This window comes from Halomonas sp. 72 (assembly GCF_052379785.1).
Lineage (GTDB): Bacteria > Pseudomonadota > Gammaproteobacteria > Pseudomonadales > Halomonadaceae > Vreelandella > Vreelandella citrativorans.
Genome location: NZ_JBQSYY010000001.1, coordinates 287,486 through 308,301, shown reverse-complemented (window position 1 = coordinate 308,301; position 20,816 = coordinate 287,486). Strand labels below are relative to the sequence as shown.

General features: G+C 55.8%; 21 protein-coding genes. 14 read left to right on the top strand and 7 right to left on the bottom strand.

Going from position 1 to position 20,816, the window contains the following annotated elements; translation table 11 throughout:
* Positions 1-16 precede the first annotated feature (16 nt).
* From ACT3T6_RS01445 to lpxL, 4 genes are all read left to right on the top strand, one after another.
* Positions 17-1,063, top strand: coding sequence for a peptidoglycan DD-metalloendopeptidase family protein (locus tag ACT3T6_RS01445; protein ID WP_172117500.1), 1,047 nt, complete (start codon positions 17-19; stop codon positions 1,061-1,063).
* A 158-nt stretch (positions 1,064-1,221) separates the two neighbouring features.
* Positions 1,222-2,196, top strand: coding sequence for an RNA polymerase sigma factor RpoS (gene rpoS, locus ACT3T6_RS01440; RefSeq protein ID WP_087112035.1), 975 nt, complete (start codon positions 1,222-1,224; stop codon positions 2,194-2,196).
* A gap of 112 nt (positions 2,197-2,308) precedes the next feature.
* Positions 2,309-3,409: an alanine racemase gene (gene alr, locus ACT3T6_RS01435; RefSeq protein ID WP_193054466.1), complete on the top strand. Its 1,101-nt coding sequence runs from the start codon at positions 2,309-2,311 to the stop codon at positions 3,407-3,409.
* A 9-nt stretch (positions 3,410-3,418) separates the two neighbouring features.
* On the top strand, positions 3,419-4,333 hold the full coding sequence (gene lpxL / locus ACT3T6_RS01430) for an LpxL/LpxP family Kdo(2)-lipid IV(A) lauroyl/palmitoleoyl acyltransferase (protein ID WP_193054467.1): 915 nt from the start codon (positions 3,419-3,421) through the stop codon (positions 4,331-4,333).
* A 72-nt stretch (positions 4,334-4,405) separates the two neighbouring features.
* Here lpxL and speD read toward each other — a convergent pair whose 3' ends face one another.
* The 4 genes from speD to ACT3T6_RS01410 form a co-directional block, all read right to left on the bottom strand.
* Positions 4,406-5,200, bottom strand: a complete 795-nt coding sequence (speD, locus tag ACT3T6_RS01425; RefSeq protein WP_193054468.1) for an adenosylmethionine decarboxylase — start codon at positions 5,198-5,200, stop codon at positions 4,406-4,408.
* Between the two features lie 229 nt (positions 5,201-5,429).
* Complete coding sequence (locus ACT3T6_RS01420) at positions 5,430-5,849, bottom strand: OsmC family protein (RefSeq protein WP_087112043.1); 420 nt, start codon at positions 5,847-5,849, stop codon at positions 5,430-5,432.
* A 108-nt stretch (positions 5,850-5,957) separates the two neighbouring features.
* Entirely contained in the window at positions 5,958-6,617 is a 660-nt protein-coding gene (murU, locus tag ACT3T6_RS01415) for an N-acetylmuramate alpha-1-phosphate uridylyltransferase MurU (protein WP_193054469.1), read from the bottom strand.
* The gene (locus ACT3T6_RS01410) at positions 6,614-7,624 is read right to left on the bottom strand and encodes an aminoglycoside phosphotransferase family protein (RefSeq protein ID WP_193054470.1); all 1,011 of its coding nucleotides are present in this window, start codon (positions 7,622-7,624) and stop codon (positions 6,614-6,616) included. Before ACT3T6_RS01410 ends, murU begins: the two co-directional genes overlap by 4 nt.
* Positions 7,625-7,694: 70 nt before the next feature.
* Between ACT3T6_RS01410 and ACT3T6_RS01405 the strand changes: the two genes are divergently transcribed.
* The 7 genes from ACT3T6_RS01405 (at position 7,695) to ACT3T6_RS01375 (ending at position 15,664) form a co-directional block, all read left to right on the top strand.
* Positions 7,695-10,142 (top strand): LPS-assembly protein LptD, encoded by a 2,448-nt coding sequence (locus ACT3T6_RS01405; protein ID WP_172117506.1) that lies wholly within the window; start codon positions 7,695-7,697, stop codon positions 10,140-10,142.
* 35 nt (positions 10,143-10,177) lie between these two features.
* Positions 10,178-11,203: a peptidylprolyl isomerase gene (locus ACT3T6_RS01400; protein ID WP_172117507.1), complete on the top strand. Its 1,026-nt coding sequence runs from the start codon at positions 10,178-10,180 to the stop codon at positions 11,201-11,203.
* Positions 11,204-12,262 (top strand): 4-hydroxythreonine-4-phosphate dehydrogenase PdxA, encoded by a 1,059-nt coding sequence (gene pdxA / locus ACT3T6_RS01395; RefSeq protein ID WP_193054471.1) that lies wholly within the window; start codon positions 11,204-11,206, stop codon positions 12,260-12,262.
* A gap of 41 nt (positions 12,263-12,303) precedes the next feature.
* A complete protein-coding gene (rsmA, locus tag ACT3T6_RS01390) occupies positions 12,304-13,134 on the top strand; it encodes a 16S rRNA (adenine(1518)-N(6)/adenine(1519)-N(6))-dimethyltransferase RsmA (protein WP_193054472.1) in 831 nt (276 codons plus the stop codon).
* Positions 13,131-13,508: a Co2+/Mg2+ efflux protein ApaG gene (gene apaG, locus ACT3T6_RS01385; protein ID WP_172117510.1), complete on the top strand. Its 378-nt coding sequence runs from the start codon at positions 13,131-13,133 to the stop codon at positions 13,506-13,508. The genes rsmA and apaG overlap by 4 nt, the downstream gene beginning before the upstream one ends.
* Positions 13,509-13,703: 195 nt before the next feature.
* On the top strand, positions 13,704-14,522 hold the full coding sequence (locus ACT3T6_RS01380; protein ID WP_193054473.1) for a symmetrical bis(5'-nucleosyl)-tetraphosphatase: 819 nt from the start codon (positions 13,704-13,706) through the stop codon (positions 14,520-14,522).
* A 2-nt stretch (positions 14,523-14,524) separates the two neighbouring features.
* Positions 14,525-15,664 carry a polynucleotide adenylyltransferase gene (locus tag ACT3T6_RS01375; RefSeq protein ID WP_192527419.1) on the top strand — a complete coding sequence of 380 codons (1,140 nt, stop codon included), beginning with the start codon at positions 14,525-14,527 and terminating at the stop codon, positions 15,662-15,664.
* 19 nt (positions 15,665-15,683) lie between these two features.
* On the opposite strand, the gene folK is transcribed toward ACT3T6_RS01375, so the two are convergent.
* Both folK and folB read right to left on the bottom strand, forming a co-directional pair.
* A complete protein-coding gene (folK, locus tag ACT3T6_RS01370; RefSeq protein ID WP_192527420.1) occupies positions 15,684-16,229 on the bottom strand; it encodes a 2-amino-4-hydroxy-6-hydroxymethyldihydropteridine diphosphokinase in 546 nt (181 codons plus the stop codon).
* A gap of 4 nt (positions 16,230-16,233) precedes the next feature.
* Complete coding sequence (gene folB, locus ACT3T6_RS01365) at positions 16,234-16,605, bottom strand: dihydroneopterin aldolase (RefSeq protein WP_192527421.1); 372 nt, start codon at positions 16,603-16,605, stop codon at positions 16,234-16,236.
* Between the two features lie 78 nt (positions 16,606-16,683).
* Here folB and plsY point away from each other — a divergent pair, with 78 nt between their 5' ends.
* The gene (gene plsY / locus ACT3T6_RS01360; protein WP_172117515.1) at positions 16,684-17,256 is read left to right on the top strand and encodes a glycerol-3-phosphate 1-O-acyltransferase PlsY; all 573 of its coding nucleotides are present in this window, start codon (positions 16,684-16,686) and stop codon (positions 17,254-17,256) included.
* Here the strand turns inward: plsY and tsaD are convergent, their stop codons facing one another.
* Positions 17,257-18,306 carry a tRNA (adenosine(37)-N6)-threonylcarbamoyltransferase complex transferase subunit TsaD gene (tsaD, locus tag ACT3T6_RS01355; RefSeq protein WP_172117516.1) on the bottom strand — a complete coding sequence of 350 codons (1,050 nt, stop codon included), beginning with the start codon at positions 18,304-18,306 and terminating at the stop codon, positions 17,257-17,259. It abuts the gene before it with no gap.
* A gap of 235 nt (positions 18,307-18,541) precedes the next feature.
* On the opposite strand from tsaD, the gene rpsU reads away from it, so the two are divergent.
* Together rpsU and dnaG are read left to right on the top strand one after the other, a co-directional pair.
* Positions 18,542-18,757 carry a 30S ribosomal protein S21 gene (rpsU, locus tag ACT3T6_RS01350; RefSeq protein ID WP_008956349.1) on the top strand — a complete coding sequence of 72 codons (216 nt, stop codon included), beginning with the start codon at positions 18,542-18,544 and terminating at the stop codon, positions 18,755-18,757.
* 175 nt (positions 18,758-18,932) lie between these two features.
* Positions 18,933-20,783, top strand: a complete 1,851-nt coding sequence (gene dnaG / locus ACT3T6_RS01345; protein WP_192527422.1) for a DNA primase — start codon at positions 18,933-18,935, stop codon at positions 20,781-20,783.
* Positions 20,784-20,816: the final 33 nt, after the last annotated feature.

Sequence of the window (20,816 nt, the reverse complement as noted above, 5' to 3'; positions counted from 1 at the left end):
AAGGAGTAGGGTTTGCATGCGTAAAGTCTTCATGATGTCAGCCTTGGTGTTGGCAATTAGCGGGTGTGCCAATCAGCAGCACAATACCCCGCAAGTACGTGACTTGAGTGAAGCGAGTCGCGTGGTGGAAAACTCGCCTCAATATACCGTCAAACCAGGCGATACCCTGTATGGCATCGCTTGGCAGCATAATCTGGATTACCGCCAGCTAGCTACTATCAACAATATTGATGCGCCCTACCAAATTCACCCCGGACAGATGATTGCATTGCGTGAAGGCGCAGGGGCTGGCAATAATTCCCAGCCCGCAAATCAGGCGCAAAACACGCCGAGTGAATCGCGCGGCGTTGTCGCAACCGGGCTCAACCCGCAGGCGACAGCAGTAGCCAGTAACGACCAGGAACTTGATTGGCTACTGCCTGATGAGTCGGCGATTGAACGCGCTCAGCGTTTAAACGCTGAGCGCCCTGAACAACAAGCCGTTGAAAGTGCTCAGCAGGTAGCGTCAACTAACAGTGCGCCGCAAGAATCTCCCTCTCAACCCGAGGTGGCTGCTACCGAGCCAAGGCCTGAGCCAGAAGCGGTCCCAGCATCGGAGCCTGAGGAGCAGGTGGTTGCTCAATCCGAAACACCTGCGGCTGCTCCAGTGGAACGTTCGGACCGCTCATCGCGTACGTTCACGCCCGCAGAGACGATCAACTGGCAATGGCCGACAGATGGGCAAGTCACGGGCAACTTCGGCGAAGGTGATTCGATTACCGCCGGGATTGATATCGCCGGACAAAAGGGGCAACCTGTCAAAGCCGCAGGCCCTGGTATTGTCGTTTATGCGGGTAGTGGTGTACGTGGGTACGGTAATCTTATTCTTCTTAAACACAACGATCAGTTCCTAAGTGCCTATGCGCATAACGACAGCTTAAACGTTAGTGAAAATGACGTGGTTGAAGCAGGCGAAGTGATCGCCACCATGGGAAACAGTGATGCAGAAAGCGTTAGGCTGCACTTTGAGGTGCGCCGTGATGGTCAGCCTCAGGATCCTATGGAGTTTTTACCTGCACGCTAATCAGTGGAGTACCCGATAAGCGAGTAGCGGCAAGGTTTTGTTGAGCCAGCCCCTTACGAGCTGGCCCACATAAAAATAATAACACCAGTAACGCACACGTAAGCGTGGTTACCTTTAAATATTAAAAGGCGGGCAGGCGATACTACGGGGGTAAGGCCATGAGTATGCTGGAGAAGGACCTACAGGAGGTTGACCTGGATGCTGCCGAAGAAGCGTTGGAAAACGCTGACGATGATGTCGCAGCGGAAGAGGAAGCTTTTGAGAAAGCACTAGGACGTGAGGACCGGCAATCGACTCAAAGCCTGGATGCGACGCAAATTTACCTCAATGAAATAGGATTTTCGCCGCTCTTAACGCCAGAAGAAGAGGTCTATTATGGCCGCCTGGCGCGAAAGGGGGATCCGCTTGGTCGTTCTCGAATGATCGAGTCTAACCTGCGGTTGGTGGTTAAAATTGCCCGGCGCTATCTAAACCGTGGGCTGACGCTGCTGGATCTCATTGAAGAGGGTAATTTAGGGCTTATTCGTGCCGTTGAAAAGTTTGACCCTGAGCGTGGGTTTCGCTTTTCAACCTATGCAACATGGTGGATTCGACAGACCATTGAACGCGCGCTAATGAACCAAACGCGCACCATTCGTCTGCCGATACATGTGGTGAAAGAGCTTAATATTTATCTGCGTGCCGCGCGTGAGCTGACACAAAAACTTGACCATGAAGCGACCGCTGAAGAGATTGCTGAGCATCTCGACAAACCGGTTGATACGGTCAAGAAAATGCTTGGCCTCAATGAGCGTGTCTCCTCGGTAGACTACCCCATGGGTGGAGAGAGTGATAAACCGCTGATTGATACCTTGGCCGATGATGATGTTCAAGGCCCAGAAGGTTGCCTGGTAGATGGTGATGTGCGTGAACACGTGGATCTTTGGCTTGATGAGCTAAGTGATAAACAGCGTGAAGTGGTCGTGCGTCGTTTTGGTTTGCGCGGTCATGAGGCGGCCACCCTGGAAGAGGTCGGCGCTGAAATTGGCCTGACACGCGAGCGTGTACGACAGATTCAAGTCGAGGCATTAAAGAAGCTACGCCGTACGCTTGAAAAGCAAGGCCTGTCGCTAGAGGCGATTTTCGAAAGCTAGCCAAGACAGCGTGGCTACGTAGGCACGGCCTCAACGCACCGAGTTTATACTCGGTGCGTTGTTGTTAGAGGGGCTATTTTTGATGACTTATTATGTATAAGCGAGATACGCAATGCGCCCGCTAGCGGCCCATATCGATTTGGATGCTCTGCGTCACAACTATCAGTTGGCGTGCCGCTGCGCGCCACAAAGCCGCTCGGTGGCGGTTATCAAAGCGGATGCCTATGGTCACGGCGCTGTAGCGTGTGCTCACGCGCTGGAAAGCCACGTCCCGGCGTTTGCGGTGGCGTGTATCGAAGAAGCGATTGCGCTACGTAACAGCGGCATCAGCAAACCTATTGTGTTGTTAGAAGGTATCTTTAGCGCCGATGAGTTACCGCTGGTGGAGCGCTACGCACTGTGGACCGCCATTCATAGCGCATGGCAGGTAGACGCGCTGCTGGCATTTTCGCCAAGCCAACCCATTCCCGTTTGGTTAAAAGTCGATTCGGGTATGCATCGGCTGGGGTTTGGCCTCGCGGAGGCGGAAGCGGTCTGGCAGCGCCTGGCCAATGCACCACAGGTCACGGCGCTGCATTTAATGAGCCATTTTGCGACCGCTGATGCCAGCGACGGCCACTATTTTAATCAGCAGCTGTTGAGTTTAAAGGCCTTGGCCAAGGCGCTTGATGCGCCTTTGTGTTTAGCTAATTCACCGGCGACGCTTGCCTGGCCTGACGCCCATGGTGACTGGAACCGACCAGGCATCATGCTCTATGGCAGTGACCCATTGGAAGTGGCCACCCCAACCACGCAGCAATTACGTCCGGTCATGAGTCTGCGTTCGGAAATTATCGGTTTGCGAGAGATTAACGAAGGTGAACCCGTCGGCTACGGAGGGCGCTGGCGCGCCCCGCGCCGGTCACGTATTGCGGTGGTGGCCGCAGGTTACGGCGATGGTTATGACCGCCATGCGATGGATGGTACGCCGGTACTGGTCAATGGGCAGCGGTGTGCTATTGCCGGCAAAGTGTCGATGGATATGTTGACCGTTGATGTGACCGATATACAAGATGCTGCCATTGGCAGCGAGGTGGTGCTCTGGGGAACGGCCAGCAATGGGGCAGTGTTAGCCGTCGATGAGGTTGCACGCTACTGCGATACGATCAGCTATACCCTGCTTACCGGGGTGTTGCCACGCGTACCCAGACGTTATCAAGAGTCTTCAGTTTAGGTGGTACGTATGTCGAAAAAAGAGTATCCAGCGTCGTTTGCTCACCCACGCTACTGGGGAACCTGGCTTGCCATCGGTGCGATGTATATCGCGGCTTGGTTACCTTGGAGTATTAAGCTTTGGGTAGGCAAGGTCATTGGGCTATTGGCATGGTGCTTTGCCAAACGGCGGCGGGACATTACGGCCACCAACCTGGCGCTTTGCTTCCCGGAAAAGAGTGCCGATGAACAACGAAAGTTGGTGAGAGATACCTTTATTGCTAACGGTATTGGCTTAGTGGAAACCGCGACTGGCTGGTGTCGGGAGGCAGAAGGATTTCGTCATCGAGTGGCGTACCATGGTCAGGAGCACTTGGCGCATGCCAAAGCCCAAGGCAAGGGGGTGTTGGTCGTCGGGATCCACTTCTCAACGCTTGATTTGGGGGGCGCGCTGCATTCGCTGTTCTTTCCGGCGGATGTCGTATATCGCCCGCATAATAACCCGCTTTTCGAGCGCTTTATGACGCGTGCTCGTTCACGTATTTTCGGCCAGGCGATAGATCGACACGATCTGCGCGGCGTGGTGCGACGTATCAAGGCAGGGCATATTGTCTGGTATTCACCCGACCAGGACTTTGGGCCGGATGTCAGTGTATTTGCCCCCTTGTTTGGTCAGCAGGCGGCCACCATTCGGCTAACGTCTAAAATCGCCCGTATGACAGGCGCGCCGGTGGTGCCGCTGATGTTTCATCGCAACCCGGATAACCGCACCTATACGATTGAGTGCCTACCTGCGTTTGAAAACTTTCCCAGTAACGATGAAGTTAACGACGCAACGCGGGTTAATCAGTTTATTGAGCGTGCCATTCGCAAGCACCCCGAGCAGTACCTGTGGCTGCATCGGCGCTTTAAAACGCGCCCTGAAGGGGATGAAGGTTTCTATTAGATACGGTTTTTTAGATACAAAGAAGCCGGCGCGATGCCGGCTTCTTTGTGGCTGTTGTTAGCTACTCAGGCGTTACTCCAGGTTACGTGAGTAGAAGATTTCCAGCATCTCTTTGCGCAGGCGGCTTTCGATATCGCGGGCTTCTTCAAACGTAATGTCGCGACGCGACTTGCCGAACAGGTAATTGTCGAGCTCGAAGTCTTTCAGCAGCATCTTGGTATGGAACATGTTGTCCTGATACACGTTCACGTCCATCATCTGATACGCCTGCTTGGTATCTTCCGCTAGGTAATCCTGGATCGAGGCGATCTCGTGATCGATGAACAGCTTTTTACCGTCGACGTCCCGGGTGAAGCCGCGCACACGGTAATCCATGGTGACGATATCAGAATCAAAGCTGTGAATCAGATAGTTCAGCGCTTTCAGCGGGCTGATATGCCCACACGTTGATACGTCGATATCCAGACGGAAGGTGCTGATGCCGTTGTCAGGATGCGATTCCGGGTAGCTATGTACGGTGACATGGCTCTTATCCAGATGGGCAACCACGGTTTCAGGCAGCGGACCAGGGCCTGGTTCTGTGTTTTCAGGGTTGGCTTCATCAAGCTCATGTTCAGCAATGAGAATGGTGACGCTTGCCCCGTGAGGTTCATAATCTTGACGGGCAATATTCAACACATGCGCACCGATAATATTGGTGACATCCTTCAAAATTTGCGTCAGCCGTTCGGCGTTGTACAGCTCATCGATATAGTCGATATAAGCGGTACGTTGCTCTTCGGTCTTGGCATAGCAGATGTCGTAAATATTAAAGCTCAGCGAGCTGGTCAGGTTATTGAACCCGTGGAGTCGGAGACTATCTGTCATGTCCGAACCTCCCTATGGCTGATGAAGACACCCCGACGAGCCAGCGCCGGAACCGAGAAAAACCTAATGCCATACGTGGTGCGCATGTTCTAAAAGCACTTGCAGGGCAGTCAGGGGGAATACAAGGAGGCGTATTATGCCCGGCCGGGGCAGGGGATGCATCCGGGCAGGGCATTTTTTTTCGCTGTGCTGCATCGTAGGCCGAAGGAGCGAGCGTCGTCGCTCTGCCTCAAGCCTCTACAATTTCAAAGGAGTGCGTAATTTCAACACCGCCTTTGACAAGCATAATGGACGCACTGCAGTACTTTTCGGCGGAAAGCTCTACGGCACGTGCAACTTGCTTCTCTTTTAGCGCTCGGCCTGTGACCACGAAGTGAACATGAATTTTGGTGAATACGGCAGGCACTTCATCGGCGCGCTCAGCATCCAATTCGGCAACACAGTCGGTCACATCGGCACGGGCTTTATCGAGAATATTCAGGATATCAAACGCCGTGCAACTGCCCATGCCCATCAGCAGCATTTCCATGGGACGAGGCCCGGTATTGCGGCCGCCGTGGTCGGGTGGGCCATCGATCACAACGCTGTGCCCACTGCCCGACTCGGCGATAAATTGACGGCCATCCGTCCATTTTACCCTTGCTTTCACGTGGCTCTCCTTATCTTGGCGACGACAGGTAAGTCGCGCAGCATAACATTTCTTTGCCTGGGCGCACTGTTTGAATCCCCACTCTGGGCCTTCTTATAACGAGGGGATTTACTGGCTTAAAAAGTGCTCCAGGGCGACAAGGCGTTCGGGTGTTCCTACATCAACCCAGTGTCCTGCGAAGTGTTCCCCTGACACCTGCTGTTCATGCATCGCATTTTTTAATAGTGGCGCGAGCGCAAACGCCTCGGTGGGCTGGTCAGCCAACAGCTTGGGATGAATAATGCTGACACCGGCATAGGTATAACGCTGTGCGCCTTGATTAAGAACGCGCCCCTTATCCAGGGCAAAGTCGCCTTCAGGATGATGGTCAGGGTTATTCACCAGTATCAGGTGCGCCAGATCGCCCCTTTTTAGCTGAGTGTTGGCGGGCAGGTAGTCACACCACACATCACCATTGACCAGCAGAAAGGGTTCCTCGCCCAGCAGCGGTAGCGCCTTTTGAATGCCTCCGCCCGTTTCAAGCGGCGTGGCCTCATGGCTCCACTGAATATTGACACCGTAGGCCCGGCCATCGCCTATCGCTTGAATGATTTGCTCGGCGCGATAGCTGACATTAATAATGACGTCTTCAATACCTGCCCGCTGAAGCCGCTCCAGGTGATGAACGATCAGCGGCTTCCCCGCGACCGGGAGCAAGGGCTTGGGGCAGTGGTCGGTTAACGGGCGCATCCGCTTGCCTAAACCGGCCGCTAATATCATCGCTTTCATGGATGCTCTTCCGCCAGGCGTTGCAGAATGGCTGGGCGCAGTGTGAGCCTTACCCAGTTGGCAAAGACGGCGTGCTCGGGCAGGCCATTCAGGCTATCTTCAAGGTGATCCAGGAAGTGGGGTAAGCGTGCCAGGTAGCCCTGTTTGTGGTCACGTAGCGTTAACCGACAAAAAATGCTCAACACTTTTAACGAACGCTGAGCGGCCATGGCGTGGCACTGGATAATAAAGTCGGCCTCTGTTAGTACGCTGGACAGGCGCCCATCGCTGCGGGCCTGGCGATAGAACAGGGTGGCCAGTTCAGCGAATTGGGTCGCATTAAAGCGCCAATAGCGGCCTCGCAGCAAGGAAATAACGTCGTAGCTAATCGGCCCTGCCACGGCGTCCTGAAAGTCGATCATATATAAGCGGTCATGGTTGATCATGATGTTCATGGCATCAAAATCACGGTGAACGCTAACCGTCGGTTGTTGAAGCGCCCGGTGAATAAGGTCTGTGCGCAGTGCCTCCCAGCTGGATGGGCAAGGTAGCGTCAGCCACTTATCCATGCACCACTCAGGGAACAGGTCGAGTTCACGAGCCAATAGCGCAGCATCATAGTCGGGAAGTGCGGTTGGGCTGGCCCTGTTTTGCAGCTCGGCAATCAAGCCCAGAGCTTTTTCATGATACTGAATCGCCGCGGCACTATCGGTAAACCGGTCCTGCATGGGGGTACTGCCTAAATCGTCCAGCAGTAAAAAACCGTCGTCTAAATTCGCGGCATAAATTTTGGGAACGGGTAAGCCCGCCGCGTACCAGCGGTGGCCAATGGTAACAAAAGGGGCTGAATCCTCTTGAGCAGGCGGTGCATCCATGACTATTTGGGTGTCGCCATTAGGTAGTGTTAGACGAAAATAGCCCCGAAAGCTGGCGTCGCCGCCCGCTGGTGAGAGGGTAATCAACGCCGGATTTAGGCTATTTTGTTCTGCGGCCCATCGGGTGAGGGCATCAATCCGTAAAGAGGACATGCAAGCTCCTTGCTGGTCGGGCATCATGCGGGCTGTATAATACCTATTCTGGATGCCAAGGATAACGAACATGGGCAAGCGATTTTCGCGCATCATACCGGTTGCGCATACGCTGATGGGCAGTTTGCTCGCTAGCGCCTCGTTCTCGGTGGTGGCTCAGAATCAAGCGCTGCCCGCACAAGCGCTTGACTGGCAGGCCTGGGAAGGAGATGAAGCGTCACAACAGTTGTGCCGTGGCCGGTACGTGATGCCCAGCTACCGGTTGCCTGTAGAGCAGAACCCGGAAACGCTGTCAGTTGAAACCCAGGACGTAGATTACGCCGCCGATGGCGAGGCATTGCTGCGAGGCGATGTGGTATTGCGACGTGGTAATTCGGAATTAGAAGCCGAACGCATTTATTTACCCGCAAACCGTGAGCAGGTGGATGCTGAGGGTAATCTCGCTTTGCGTGATGGCCAAGCGTTGGTGCGTGGCGACAGCGCCACCTTAATGCTCAATGAAGATCGCGCGAGTGTGCGTAACAGCCACTATGTGCTGTATGAAGAGCGTTTGCGTGGCCAGGCAAGTCAGCTTGAGCAAACAGGCGAGTCTCAGTATCGCTTGCGAGATGCCACCTTTACGACCTGTGAGCCCGGCGCCAATACCTGGGAGCTGGTGAGCAGTGATATACGCCTAAATCAGGAATCGGGGTTTGGTACCGCGACGCATGCCCGCTTAAAAGTAAAAGACGTGCCTGTTTTTTACTGGCCGTGGTTGCGCTTCCCTATTGACGACAAGCGTCACACGGGGCTGTTGTCCCCGGCTATCGGGTTTTCGTCAGATGGATTTAATTACGCACAGCCGTTTTACTGGAATATCGCCCCTAATCACGACGCCACCATTACGCCGCGTTGGATGAGTGACCGTGGGTTGCTGCTCAACGGTGAATACCGCTACCTGTTTTCGGAAAGCGAGGGAACCATTGAGGGGGGCTACTTAAGTAGGGACGACGGAGGTAACAGTGGTAGTGACCGCTTTGCTGGCGAAACCCGTTGGTATGTCGATGCGCGCCATGCGGGCCGAGTCAACAGCCGCAGCAATTATCGGTTGCGCTATGGCGCTTCCAGTGACGGCCGCTATTTCGACGACTTCGGTGATGAGTTTGGAGGGAGCGACCGCGTAAGCCTTGAGCGGCTTGCCCAGATAGATTATCAGGGTGACCAGTGGTATCTCGATGCCAGGGCGCAAGGCTTTCAGCGCCTTGAAGACCCGCTTAGCGACTCTGATAAGCCGTTCTACCGCTTGCCCAGTTTGACCGCGAATTCCAGTTGGCAGCTAGGCAGTGGCTTCTTCAGCGAATGGCGCTCCAACGCGACCTATTTTTGGCGTGACGTGGATGAGCGGCTGGTGCCGGAACGCGAGGCGGCAACCGGCACGCGTCTACACTTAACGCCGGCCGTCGGCTGGCGCGAAGAAAAGCCCTGGGGATATATCGAACCACGGGCTGAGCTTTGGTATACCGCCTACGAGTTGGACTACGGTGACCGTGAAACGGAGCGCAATACCTCACCAAGTCGAACTGTGCCGGTGACGTCGGTGGATGGCGGCTTGGTATTTGAGCGTGAATTGGAGCTTGGAAATCGCGGCTATCGGCAAACGCTGGAGCCGCGGTTTAACTATGCCTATGTGCCCCGCAAGAACCAGACCCAGCTACCCGATTTCGATAGTCGTGAGCGGGCTTTCTCATGGGACCAGCTGTGGTCGCCCCACCGCTTCTCCGGTGGAGATCGGGTCGGCGATCTTAACCGTGTGTCAGTGGGTGTGCAGACGCGCTTTATCGAAGATGACAGTGGCCGTGATCGGCTAACATTCGGTATCGGGCAAAGTCTCTATTTTTCGGACCGCCGTATTGATAGTGACGGAGATCCGGATACCCTGCCAGCGCGGCCAGAAGAAGACCCTTACGTTAACCCGCAGCGTTACTATCAGGCCACGCGTGATCGTTCGCCTCTGGTAACCCGGCTGGACTGGCAGATCAATGATCGCTGGAGTACCGGCTACGAATGGCTTTACGATGATCACCGTGAAAAGACGGAACGCACTCGCTTTGACCTGCGTTATCGGCACCCTGAAGGCCATGTAGTGAACCTGGGTTACCGTTGGGAGATCGAAGGCTTCGACCCTGATACGTTACCAGGCGATGATGGCTTTCGTGATTACAACCGCGAAGAGTGGGACGTGTCATTTGCCTGGAAAACCAGCCCAAGGGTGGATCTGATAGGCCGGTATCTTCACGACCAAACCAATGATCGTGCGCTTGAAAAATTGGCAGGGGTACAATGGAACGACTGCTGCTACGGCGTGCAGCTTGTTTGGCGCGAGTGGGTGGATGACAACGACACTGCGCGTGTTGCAGATGACTTCAACGATCGCGGGCTATTTTTACGCTTTGTATTCCGTGGCTTGGGCGGCGTTGGCCAAGAGGCTGACAGCTATTTTGAACGGACCATTCCGGGTTACCGTCCTACTCCCTTGTAACGACGTTCTTGAATGGCGACTGAAAGAGACTTTTTATGAAAACCAGAAATATGCTGCTAGCTCATGCAAAAACGATGTCGGCCGCGAGCGTTATCGCGCTGTGCATGGGCGCAGGCACGCTTGCCGCTCCACTGGTAACGCAAGCGCAGAATTTTGAGTCCACCCAGCGCCAGCCGATCGATAGCATCGTTGCCGTGGTTAACGATGGCGTTATTATGCGCAGTGAACTCGACGATCGTGTTGCTCAGATAGAGCAGCAAGCGCAAGCTCAGGGAGGCTCGCTTCCGCCAGGCTCTGCGCTTCAGGCGCAAGTGCTTGAACGGATGATACTGGATGAAATCCAGTTACAGCTGGCAAATCGCAGCAATCTAAGCATCGATGATACCGAGCTGAACCGTCAGCTGCGTACGATTGCTGAATCCAACAACATGACGTTGGATCAGTTCGCAAACGCGGTAGAAGCCGATGGCATGACGCTAGCTGAGGTGCGTGAAGACATTCGTCGTGAAATGTTGATGCGCCAAGTGCAGCAGCGCCAGGTTGGCCAGCGCGTATCGGTCAGCGACCGTGATGTTCAGCGCGTGCTTGATCAACAGGGCAATCAAAATAGCGATCAGGCGTTTGTCGAAGAGATCCGCGCACGTCACGTACTGGTTGAGCTAACGCCAACGCGCAGTGAAGAGCAGGCGCGTGCCCGGGCTCAGGAGGTGCGTCAGCGTTTACAGCAAGGTGCTGACTTTGCCTCCGTAGCACGTGAGTTTAGTGACGACAGCGGTAGTGCGCTTAACGGTGGCGAGCTGGGTTGGGTGCGTCCTGGCCAAACCGTACCGGCGTTTGAGGAAGCATTGCAGACGCTGAACGTTAACCAAATCTCCGAGCCAGTGCGCTCACAGTTCGGCTACCACGTAATTGAAGTTGAAGAGCGTCGTCGTCAGAACGTGACCAATGAGAGCCGCCAGGAGCAAGTGCGTCAGGCCATTTTCCAGCGCCGCGCCAATGAAGAGCTGCAAGTCTGGCAGCAGGAAATTCGCGCGGAAGCCTTTGTGGATGTTCGCCTTTAAATGAGCCAAATCGCTGACCTTCCGCTGCTGATTACCACGGGAGAGCCTGCGGGTATTGGGCCTGAGCTAGTGCTTATGCTGGCCGTACAGGGCCACCTACCGGCGCAGGCCGTCGCCATTGGTGATGCCGATATGTTGCGCCAGCGGGCCGCTGCGCTAGAGCTTGATGTGGCACTGGTGGAAACAAGCCCAGGCCAGGAAGTAGCCGCTTGCGCGGGGCAGTTACCCGTTTGGCCCGTAGCGTTGAATGAGCCCGCAACGCCTGGCGTGCTTAACCCGGCCAATGCAGGGTATGTGCTTGCCACGCTTGAGCTGGCCGTGGCTGCCTGTCAGGCAGGCCAGGCGGCCGCCATTGTCACCGCACCGCTGCATAAAGGCGTCATCATTGAAGGCGGCTACCCAGGGTTCACAGGGCATACAGAGTGGTTGCGTGATGCCTGCGGTGTTGATGAGGTCGTGATGATGCTGGCAACCGATGCCGCGTTACACGCCAACGCACCGGACTGGCAAGGCAGTGGTGATCTTCGCGTTGCATTGGTCACCACACACTTGCCGCTGCGCCAGGTTGCCGATGCGATTACCGTCGCGCGGGTAACCCGGATTAGCCGCTTGCTGGCCGATGATCTGGTGCATCAGTTTGGTATTGCCTCGCCGCGTATTGCCGTGTGCGGGCTAAATCCTCACGCGGGCGAAGATGGCCATTTGGGCCATGAAGAGCAAGAGACGATTATCCCCGCGCTTGAATCCCTGCGTGCGCAAGGGCTGGATATTCAAGGCCCTTTTCCTGCCGATACGCTGTTTACGCCTCGCCACTTGGCGGGTGTTGATGCCGTGCTGGCGATGTACCATGACCAGGGCTTGGCCGTGCTTAAGTATGCTGGCTTTGGTCAAGCTGCTAATATCACGCTGGGCTTGCCGCTAGTGCGTACGTCGGTAGACCACGGCACCGCGCTTGACCTCGCGGGTAAAGGCGTGGCTGACCCTGGTAGCTTGCGCGTTGCGCTATCGCTTGCTCGGCGTCTTGCCGAACAGCGCGCCCAAACGGCCCGCCAGGCGTAACGCCTCCACGATTGAAAAATACCTCCAAGGAATTCTGTTAGATGTCTCAAGTGCCCCAGCAGCACCGTGCTCGCAAACGCTTCGGTCAAAACTTTCTACGTGACCTGGGTATCATCTCGCGTATTGTGCGCTCTATTGGGCCGCGGGAAGGCGACCGTCTTGTTGAAATTGGGCCGGGCCAAGGCGCGCTGACCGCGCCACTGCTTGAGGCGGCAGGGAAGCTTGAGGTGATTGAGCTGGACCGCGATTTGATTCCTGGCCTACGCGTGCAGTTCTTCAACTACCCCGACTTTATTATCCATGAAGGCGATGCGCTGAAGTTTGACTTCGCGGCGCTGAAGGGCGATGGCCCCGCCCTGCGTGTCGTCGGCAATCTGCCCTATAACATCTCAACACCTCTGATCGTGCATCTGCTTACGGCCGGTAATGCGGTTGCCGACATGCACTTCATGCTCCAAAAAGAGGTCGTTGAGCGGCTGGCTGCCCAGCCAGGCGGTACGGATTGGGGGCGGCTTTCTGTGATGGCGCAGTACTACTGCCACGTTGACCAGCTGTTTATCGTACCGCCCGAGGCCTTTGTGCCCCGGCCTAAAGTTGACTCTGCCATTGTGCGCCTCACACCGCACGCAAGTTTGCCGCACGTAGCCGACGACCCGGCACTTCTGTTTGAGCTGGTAAAGCTAGCCTTTGGCCAACGCCGTAAAACCTTACGTAATAACTTTAAAGGACGCGTCAGCCCTGAAACGTTAGAAGCGCTGGGTATTGACCCCACGCGCCGCCCGCAAACGCTAACGGTTGCTGAGTATGTAACCATTGCTAACCGTGTGGCTGCTGATGAAAGGCCAGGTAGTGATGGGAGTGAAAACGGGTGAGTGGTTTAGCCATCGATGTCAGTGTAACGCCTGAATATTGTGCCGAAGAATCCAGCGACGTGGAATCACGCTACGTATTTAGCTATACCGTGACGGTACATAATCAAAGCCCGCATAGCGTACAGCTGATGGCACGTTACTGGAAAATCACCCAGGGCAACGGCGATAGTCAGGAAGTGCGTGGCAAGGGCGTGGTCGGGCAGCAGCCATTGATTGGCCCCGGTCAGCGCTTTCGCTATACCAGTCGGGCGATTTTGCAAACACCGGTGGGCGTGATGGAAGGTGCCTATACGTTGTTGAACACCTATACCCAGCGTGCCTTTGAAGTGCCCGTAGCGCCTTTTCGCTTGGCTGTGCCGCGTCAGTTGCACTAACGTTAGTGATCACCATCGCGAATACTGCATTAAAGCATTGTTGAGTTCAGTCTGACGGCCAGGCAGTGCGTGCTGGTTTGGTATGGGGCTCTTGCCAGGACAGGCGCTCAGAGCGCAATCGTACACCGCGCAGCATGTGTAATGTGCGCGTTTTAATATGCATGTTTAATGCCCTCGTTTATATAAGGCCCGCGCATGAGTACCTACGCGATTGGCGATTTGCATGGCTGCTACGCCGAGTTTATGACGCTACTTGAAGCCCTGAACTTTAATCCCTCGCACGACACTTTGTGGCTGGTGGGCGATGTGATCAACCGTGGGCCAGGCTCCCTTGAGTGTTTACGCGAAGCGCACGCACTGGGCGGCTCGGTACGCTGTGTGCTGGGCAACCACGACTTTCATCTGTTGGTGGTCGCGCGTGGCGGCGGCAGGCAAAAAAAGCACGACACCCTCAACGATATTCTTAATGCGCCAGATCGCGAGCAACTGCTGGATTGGCTGCAGTGCCAGCCGCTTGCAGTGCAGCAAGGCAATACCCTAATGACGCATGCCGGTTTGCTGCCTCAGTGGCGCATAGAGCAGGCTGTCGCTTATAGCCGTGAGGTCGAGCAAGCGCTTACCAGCGAGCAGTCAGGGCATTTCTTGACCGAGCTTTTTGGTAATCAGCCTGATCGTTGGCGAGAGGACCTGGAGGGAATGGACCGGCTGCGCTTTATTGTTAACGCTATGGCACGTATGCGCTTTATTGACAGCCAAGGGCGGCTGGAGTTTGCTGCTAAAGAGGGCCTTGCGAGCACCCCGCCTGGCTTTGCGCCGTGGTTTCAGTATGCCCGTGACGACGACCCTCACCTCCTGTTTGGGCACTGGGCCGCGCTAGAAGGAAAGACTCGGGGCGCCAGGGTTCGGGTAGACGCGTTGGATACGGGCTGCGTGTGGGGTGGGACGTTAACCGCGCTTAATATAGATACCGGTGAGCGAATGAGCGTACCCAGCCAGCAACGAGGAGGGCGGTAGTGATGGCGCATTCAAATGATCCGTGCATTGCCGGGCTGGACGTATACCGAGTGGGCGGCGCTGTTCGCGATGCGCTGCTGGGCTGGCCAGTGTATGACAACGACTGGGTGGTGGTGGGCGCTACCCCAGCGGCTATGCGCCAGCGCGGCTTTAAGCCGGTGGGGCGAGATTTTCCCGTGTTTTTGCACCCTGATACAGCGGAGGAGTATGCGCTGGCGCGTACGGAGCGAAAAACTGGGCACGGATATTCCGGGTTTGAAGTGCATGCCAGCCCCGAAGTAACGCTGGAAGAGGACCTGCTGCGCCGCGACCTGACCGTGAATGCCATTGCGCAACGGGTCGATGGGCCGCTGATTGATCCCTTTGATGGCCAGAAGGATATCGAACAACGCGTGCTGCGGCATATTTCTTCTGCGTTTGGTGAAGACCCGCTGCGGGTGCTGCGTACGGCACGTTTTTTAGCCCGCTATGCGTCGCTGGGGTTCTCTATCGCCTCTGAAACCCTGGCACTGATGACCGAGGTTAGCCGCAGTGGTGAGCTTGAGCATTTAGCCGCTGAACGGGTATGGGTCGAAACCGAAAAAGCCTTGGGTGAACCCAGCCCCGAAGCTTACTTCACGACGTTGGCGCAGTGTGAAGCGCTGGCAATATGGTGGCCGTTCTCAGCAGAAAAACTGCAGAGCGGCTTGGCCGCACTGCAATACGTGCCTGACGATAGCTCAACGCCGCTGGCACATTGGCGCTATGCATTACTGGTGAGCGTGCTGGACGATGCGGGTCGCGAGGCATTGGCGTCAACGCTACGTTTACCCAATGCCGTAGCGCTGTTGGCGCGCTATGTCGCGTTGACCCTATCGTTGCTGAAAGAGCCTTTAGAGGCGATAGCTGTGCTGCATTGGCTAGAACGCCTGGATGGTTTTCGTAAGCCTGACCAGGTCGCCACACAGCTCACGTTAGTCGGTGTGATTGAAAGTGCCGGTGTTATTGAAAAAGAGTATGCCCAGCCGCTACAGGTTGCTTGGCAGGCGGCACGCAGCGTTAGCCCGCAGGGGCTCATCGCTCAAGGATTCAAGGGGGCTGAATTAGGCCAGGCGCTACGTGAACAGCGCCAGCAAGCGGTCAGTGATGCGTTAAGCGAATGATTAGCCAAGCAGAAGAGGTTTAGCGAGCCTGGGACGTACAGAGCGCAGGCTCCGCGTGCGATATCCAGGCGTTACCCCAGGTAAAATCTACCGCCCAAAGCCGCTGATTCCCCAGCGAAAAATTATTCCAAAGTGTGGCGTAAGGCGTGTTGCAAGCCGGGTGCCGTTCGTTAGGTAGCAGCTCCGCCAAGGGCTGTAACACGAATGCGCTTTCGGTCATCTCGGCGCGGGGCAGTGCAACACCTTCAACGACGCCCTGCAGGTTACCCACTGTTAGCAGGTCGATATCCAGCGCTTTAGGGTTGTATTTGTCCAAGCCCTGCTTACGGCCATGAATAATTTCCAAAGCCTTGGCCCATGCCTGTAATTCACTCGGCGACCAGTTACTTTCGAAGGCCACGACCAGGTTATAAAAATTACGGGTATCGCTAAAACCAACCGGCTCGCTTTCAAAAACGCGCGAGACATTTAAAGGCCCGAAGGTATCGAAAAGTGCATCGAGACACAGGCGGATATGACGCACAGGATCAATATTGCTGCCTAAACTGACGGTAACCAGGCTCATGAGATTATGTCCTTGTGGCCTCCGGTAGCTCGCCACGTGTAATTTCAAGGCCTACGCTCGCCGCTTGCGGCACCGCGCCGGGTTTACGCACCCGCAAGCGTAACCAGGTAATGGAAAACTCGCTGCGCAGGCAGTCAGCCAAGCGTTCCGCGAAGGTCTCCACCAGCGCGAATTGATGCGTGTCAGCGAATCGTTGGATACGCTGGCAGATAGCCGCATAGTCTAGCGTTAAGCTTAAATCGTCAGTAGCGGCAGCCGGGCGAATATCGGTCGCCAGGGTTAAGTCCAGGCTAAGCGACTGTTGGATGGTGCGTTCCCAATCGTAAACACCAATCACGGTGTCTACCTTGAGTGCTTCGATCAAAATGCGGTCCACAAGCTCTTCCTCGGCGACAACAAGCGGGCGATTGTACGTTAGGATGAAACGAAACGACAGTAGGATGGAAAAGGCGCCATGGCGTGGTTAGTGTTCGGCTATTTAAGCGGCAGTTGGCTGGCAGCGATTAGTGTTTGCCGGATAGCGGGAGTGGGCGATCCTCGTCGCTGTGGCTCCGGTAATCCCGGTTTTTCTAACGTGTTACGCCTTTATGGGCCGCGCCTAGCGGGTGCCACGCTTTTGCTGGATGCGTTAAAAGGCGTACCCATAGTGCTTGCCAGTAAATTAATGGCGTTACCGGTCAGTTGGCAGGGGCTGATTGGGCTGGCGGTATTACTGGGGCATAGCTACCCGGTATGGTATGGCTTTCGTGGCGGAAAGGCCGTCGCCAGCGCGTTGGGCGTGCTGCTGGTGTTGACCCCGGGTGTTGCGCTGGTGAGCGTGGGGGTGTGGACCTTGCTGGCGTGGCGCTTAAAAACCGCGGCAATGGCTTCCTTGTTAAGCGCGCTGGTGGCGCCGCTTGCCTGTATCTGGCTGGCGCCTGCTTATGTGGGCGTAGTGGGCGGCTTGAGCCTACTGGTGCTGCTGCGTCATGGGCTTAATATTCGCAGATTAAGACGCGGCGATGAGCCGCGCCTGGGGCGTCGCTAATTATTCGGCGTTGGGAGGCGTCAACTGATCAAGCGGCCAGCGCGGCGTAGCCTGCATAACGCCATCCTTGTCCTGTTCTCCAGCGGCCAGGCGCTGCGCGCCCACGTACGCGATCATGGCGCCGTTATCCGTGCAGAACCGGCCGCGAGGATAGTAGGCCTTTGCCTGACGTTTTTGACACTCAAGTGCCAGGCGCTCACGCAACCGGTGATTGGCGCTCACCCCGCCAGCCACCACCAGCCGTTTTAACCCCGTTTGGTCCAGCGCCCGTCGGCATTTGATGACCAGTGTATCGACCACGGCTTCTTCAAAGGCGCGGGCCACATCAGCGCGCGCCTGCTCGTCAAGCTCGCCAGCCGCTTCCAACTGACGTATGGCCGTTAAGGTATGCGTTTTTAACCCTGAGAAACTGAAATTAAGCCCCGGCCGGTCAGTCATCGGACGTGGAAAACGAAACCGTTTGGGGTCGCCCTGTTCGGCAAGCTTGGCCACCAACGGGCCGCCGGGATAAGCAAGGCCGAGCATTTTAGCGGCTTTATCAAACGCTTCACCGGCCGCATCATCAACGGATTCACCCAATAGCTGATAGCTTCCAAGTCCTTGGACTTCCACCAACTGGGTATGGCCACCAGATACCAGTAGGGCCACAAAAGGAAACGCTGGCGCATCGTCTTCCAGCATGGGAGCGAGTAGATGACCTTCCATGTGGTGTACGCCCAATACCGGAATGCCCAGTGCACGGGCCATACCGTGGGCCGTACTGGCACCCACCATGAGCGCGCCTACCAACCCCGGGCCTGCGGTATAGGCAATACCCTCTAAATCGTTTCTTGTTAGCTTGGCATCACTTAACACTTGCTCAATCAAAGGGAGCAGCTTGCGCGTGTGGTCCCGTGAGGCAAGCTCGGGCACCACGCCGCCATACTCGGCGTGCATGGCAATTTGGCTATACAGCGCATCGGCCAGCAGGCCGTCGCCCCCTGAGCGGGAGGTGTCATAAAGAGCAACGCCGGTTTCGTCGCAGGAAGTTTCGATGCCAAGCACACGCATAGGAAGTCTCTACAGAGGGCTAACAGATTGCATAAGGCAAAATTTTAACATGTCTAACGCCCATAAAGGTGGCATTGATTACACAATGTCAGGGGTGCAGTTTGCAATCATTGCCAACCACGACTAAACTATCGTGCGCTGTAAAAACTGGGTCGTACGCTATGTTCTTCGCAATAATGCGATGATGGTGTACGTACTTTCGAACTCAAGACTCCTTAAGGTAGGTGAGTGCTTAATGCCTTCTGTAAAAGTACGTGATAACGAGCCGTTTGACGTCGCCCTGCGTCGCTTCAAGCGTTCTTGCGAAAAAGCTGGTGTTCTTTCTGAAGTACGCCGTCGCGAGCACTATGAGAAGCCGACTGCTGAGCGTAAACGCAAAGCGGCAGCTGCCGTAAAACGCCACGCCAAGAAAGTTCAGCGTGAGCAAAAGCGTTTCGAACGGCTCTATTGATCCGTACCCGAGAGAGCCAGAGCGGTTAGCTGGTTGTCTCAAGAGGGATGCCAAGCGGCCGCCACTAGGTGGCCGTTTGTTTTTTCAGTTTTCTACGCTGTTTAAGGTGATTGGGCAGTCCGCCAGATGACGTTAAGCAAGCGTTTAGCGCACATGCGCGAGGGTGCCGTTGTAAATGGCAGGCCAGATTCCCCAGCGTTTTATTGACGATTTGCTTAGCCGCGTTGACGTGGTGGAAGTGGTTGGTGAGCGTGTGCAGCTTAAAAAGGCTGGCCGGAACTACTCGGGTCTTTGCCCTTTTCATCAGGAAAAAACGCCTTCGTTTACGGTAAGTGCTGATAAACAGTTTTATCACTGCTTTGGCTGTGGCGTGCATGGGAATGCACTACGCTTCTTGATGGAATACGACAAATTGCCGTTTCCTGAAGCGGTGGAGCAGTTGGCCGGGCGGCTGGGTCTTGACGTGCCGCGCGAAGGCGCTGACGACCCGCGTGCACATCAGCGTGAAAAAAAGCGCAAAGAGGGCGTTAACCTGCTCGAGCTTGCGGCAAGCTTTTATCGCGAGCGCCTTAAAATGCGCGAAGGGCAAGGCGCCCAGCAATATCTGGAAAACCGAGGGCTTTCTGCTGAGGTGATCAATGCCTACGGCATAGGCTACGCGCCTGGCGGCTGGGAAGCGCTCAAGCAGCACCTTGGTGAGCGGGAGATATCAGAACCTGTCCAGATTGAGTATGGCCTGTTGATCCATCGTGAAGATACGGGGCGTACTTACGATCGTTTTCGGGATCGGGTGATGTTTCCGATCCGCGATTTACGAGGGCGAACGATTGCATTTGGTGGGCGAGTGATGGGCGACGAGCAGCCCAAATACCTCAACTCACCAGAAACCCCTGTGTTTCATAAAGGGCGCGAGCTTTATGGGCTTTATGAAGCGCGCCAGGCATCCAGCAAGCTTGAGCAGCTGGTGATGGTAGAAGGCTATATGGACGTTGTGGCGCTTGCGCAATACGGCATCCATAACGCGGTGGCTACGCTGGGAACCGCGACGACCGAAGATCATCTAAGCCGTCTGTTTCGTTTGGTCAGCCGAGTGGTGTTCTGTTTTGATGGCGACCGCGCTGGCCGCCAGGCCGCCAGTCGAGCACTGGAAACCGCGCTGCCGTTGATGATTGACGGCCGTGAGGCGCGTTTTCTATTTCTGGCAGAAGGTGATGACCCGGATACGCTGGTGCGTCGTGAAGGTGCCGAAGCGTTTAAGGATCGTGTTACCTGTGCGATGCCGCTGTCGGAGTTTTTGTTTGAGCAGGCGGCTCAGGGCCGTGATTTAAACACGGTGGAGGGGCGCGAGCGATTTGCAAGCCAGGTACTTGAAGCGTTGAACAAAGTACCTGATGGCATGCTCAAATCGTTACTGCTTGAAGCGCTTGCCAAGCGCAGTGGCTTGGCGCAAAAGCAGTTGCAAGCGCTGTTGGATAAGCGCACAGCGGCACCCAAGGGGCAAGCGTATTGGGAGGCGGCTGAACCTGTTGTCGAAGATAGCGCGGAGCAGACGAGTACTGTAGAGGCGGGCTCTACTGGAGCTACGTCACGTGCACGTAACCGGGTGCTTACGCCCGTTGGGCGCATCGTGCAGCTTCTGCTGCACGAGCCGAGCGTAGTGTCAGCCTTGCCGGATAATCTGGAGTGGCTGCCTGATGATGCGGATACGCCGCTCTGTCGCGATTTGATCGTGCTCTTGCAGGCCGGACGCTATCGCAGTCCGCAGGTCGTGCTGGCGCATTTTCAGGGTACGCCACAGGGCGCGGTGCTGGCAGAGTTTGCCGCGCGGGAGTTATTGATCCCCAAGGCAGCACGAGAAGCAGAGTTAAGGGGGTTGGTTGAGCACTTGCAGCAGAAGCAACGTAAGCGCTCGCCCCAGGAAGAGTACGAGGCGTTGTTGGCTCAGGAACGCGCTGGGCAGAAATTGGATAAACAGCAGCGTCAGCGCTTGGCCGGCTTGGTAGTCGAGTTGGCCCAGCGGTTTTGACCGGTGTTCGGAGAGAGGGGGTTAAATTTTTCC